Below are 2,316 nucleotides of genomic sequence, written 5' to 3'. Positions count from 1 at the left end.
TCTCTACCTGACCACCTGTGTCGGTTTGGGGTACGATTCCGTGTTACCTGGAGCTTAGAGGCTTTTCCTGGAAGCAGGGCATCTGTTGCTTCAGCACCGTAGTGCCTCGTCGTCACGCCTCAGCCTTGAAGTGTTCCGGATTTGCCTGGAACACAAGCCTACACGCTTAAACCGGGACAACCGTCGCCCGGCCAACATAGCCTTCTCCGTCCCCCCTTCGCAGTAACACCGAGTACAGGAATATTAACCTGTTTCCCATCGACTACGCCTTTCGGCCTCGCCTTAGGGGTCGACTCACCCTGCCCCGATTAACGTTGGACAGGAACCCTTGGTCTTCCGGCGAGCGGGCTTTTCACCCGCTTTATCGTTACTTATGTCAGCATTCGCACTTCTGATACCTCCAGCAGCCCTCACAGGCCACCTTCGACGGCTTACAGAACGCTCCCCTACCCAACAACACATAGTGTCGCTGCCGCAGCTTCGGTGCATGGTTTAGCCCCGTTACATCTTCCGCGCAGGCCGACTCGACCAGTGAGCTATTACGCTTTCTTTAAATGATGGCTGCTTCTAAGCCAACATCCTGGCTGTCTGTGCCTTCCCACATCGTTTCCCACTTAACCATGACTTTGGGACCTTAGCTGGCGGTCTGGGTTGTTTCCCTCTTCACGACGGACGTTAGCACCCGCCGTGTGTCTCCCGTGATAACATTCTTCGGTATTCGCAGTTTGCATCGGGTTGGTAAGCCGGGATGGCCCCCTAGCCGAAACAGTGCTCTACCCCCGAAGATGAGTTCACGAGGCGCTACCTAAATAGCTTTCGGGGAGAACCAGCTATCTCCCGGTTTGATTGGCCTTTCACCCCCAGCCACAGGTCATCCGCTAATTTTTCAACATTAGTCGGTTCGGTCCTCCAGTTAGTGTTACCCAACCTTCAACCTGCCCATGGCTAGATCACCGGGTTTCGGGTCTATACCCTGCAACTTAACGCCCAGTTAAGACTCGGTTTCCCTGCGGCTCCCCTATACGGTTAACCTTGCTACAGAATATAAGTCGCTGACCCATTATACAAAAGGTACGCAGTCACCCCCATTAAGAAGGCTCCCACTGCTTGTACGTACACGGTTTCAGGTTCTGTTTCACTCCCCTCGCCGGGGTTCTTTTCGCCTTTCCCTCACGGTACTGGTTCACTATCGGTCAGTCAGGAGTATTTAGCCTTGGAGGATGGTCCCCCCATCTTCAGACAGGATATCACGTGTCCCGCCCTACTCTTCGAACCCACAATAAGCATGCCTTTGTGTACGGGAGTATCACCCTGTACCCTGCGACTTTCCAGACGCTTCCACTGACACACAAACTGATGATGGTTCCGGGCTGTTCCCCGTTCGCTCGCCGCTACTGGGGGAATCTCGGTTGATTTCTTTTCCTCTGGGTACTTAGATGTTTCAGTTCCCCAGGTTCGCCTTGCAGCACTATGTATTCATGCTGCAATGATGCACATGTGCACCGGGTTTCCCCATTCGGGTATCGTCGGTTATTGCGGTTCATATCACCTTACCGACGCTTATCGCAGATTAGCACGCCCTTCATCGCCTCTGACTGCCAGGGCATCCACCGTGTACGCTTAGTCACTTAACCTCACAACCCACAAGCGTCCCGAAAGACGGTTGTCAGCTGCAAGCATTTGAGAGACTCGAACATATCGTTAATTTCATTCTTATTACGGAGAATGAAAACGACATGTCGTTTCAATTTTCAGCTTGTTCCGGATTGTTAAAGAGCAAATATCTCAAACGTGACTCGAAAGCCAGTTTTGAGATAGTTTTTATAAACTGCATGGTGGAGCTAAGCGGGATCGAACCGCTGACCTCCTGCGTGCAAGGCAGGCGCTCTCCCAGCTGAGCTATAGCCCCATACAGTTACTGCAGAGACCGTCTACTACCACTCAACCGCGAGTTACGCTTCTTTTAAGGGAAGCATAATTTCTTCTCAGGCAAGGCATGCGGAAGGGAAGTTTACCTGGGTAAACGACCGCGCGCATAACGCCGCATGAGATGAAATTTGGTAGGCCTGAGTGGACTTGAACCACCGACCTCACCCTTATCAGGGGTGCGCTCTAACCACCTGAGCTACAAGCCTGTAGAGGTTTTTTCTGCTCGTTACTTTTCTATCAGACAATCTGTGTGAGCACTACGCACGAAGGTATCTTCAGGTAAGGAGGTGATCCAACCGCAGGTTCCCCTACGGTTACCTTGTTACGACTTCACCCCAGTCATGAATCACAAAGTGGTAAGCGCCCTCCCGAAGGTTAAGCTACCTA

2 tRNA genes and 2 rRNA genes are annotated in these 2,316 nt (G+C 52.2%); all 4 read right to left on the bottom strand.

Annotation, left to right across the window (positions count from 1 at the left end):
- Positions 1-1,634, bottom strand: a 23S ribosomal RNA gene (locus tag ACA373_RS22095); the annotation flags it as partial.
- Between the two features lie 199 nt (positions 1,635-1,833).
- Positions 1,834-1,909: transfer RNA gene (locus ACA373_RS22090), tRNA-Ala, on the bottom strand.
- Between the two features lie 149 nt (positions 1,910-2,058).
- Positions 2,059-2,135 (bottom strand) — tRNA-Ile (locus ACA373_RS22085).
- A gap of 74 nt (positions 2,136-2,209) precedes the next feature.
- Positions 2,210-2,316: ribosomal RNA gene (locus tag ACA373_RS22080) — 16S ribosomal RNA — on the bottom strand; the annotation flags it as partial.

Origin of the sequence: Erwinia sp. STN24 (assembly GCF_041320675.1) — a bacterium.
Lineage (GTDB): Bacteria > Pseudomonadota > Gammaproteobacteria > Enterobacterales > Enterobacteriaceae > Erwinia > Erwinia aeris.
Note: the sequence above shows the minus strand (reverse complement) of the source record. Positions and strands in the feature narration are given on the sequence as shown.